This window comes from Polynucleobacter sp. AM-26B4 (assembly GCF_018882285.1).
In the GTDB taxonomy this organism is placed as follows: Bacteria; Pseudomonadota; Gammaproteobacteria; order Burkholderiales; family Burkholderiaceae; genus Polynucleobacter.
Genome location: NZ_JACVOT010000007.1, coordinates 1 through 318 on the forward strand (window position 1 = coordinate 1; position 318 = coordinate 318).

Annotated in this window: 1 protein-coding gene; it reads left to right on the forward strand. The window is 47.8% G+C overall.

Going from position 1 to position 318, the window contains the following annotated elements:
• Positions 1-318: MBG domain-containing protein (locus ICE88_RS08440; RefSeq protein ID WP_216252049.1), on the forward strand; the 318-nt coding region annotated here is incomplete at both ends.

Consider the following 318-nt stretch of genomic DNA (forward strand, 5'->3'; position numbering starts at 1 on the left):
GCCAGTCATTGAGTGGCTCAGTAACAACAGCGGCAACGATTGCTTCTAACGTCAATGCTTACGCTATTACTCAGAACACGGTCACAAATGCCAATAACTCTAACTATGACATCACGTTTGTTGATGGTACATTGACAGTGAATCGTCGTCCTGTGACTGTAACGGCTGATGACAAGACACGTGCGTATGGTGATGCCAACCCAACATTGACATTTGCGGTAGCGGCTGATGGCACAGGTACTAGCCGTGGCATGTACAACAGCCAGTCATTGAGTGGCTCAGTAACAACAGCGGCAACGATTGCTTCTAACGTCAATG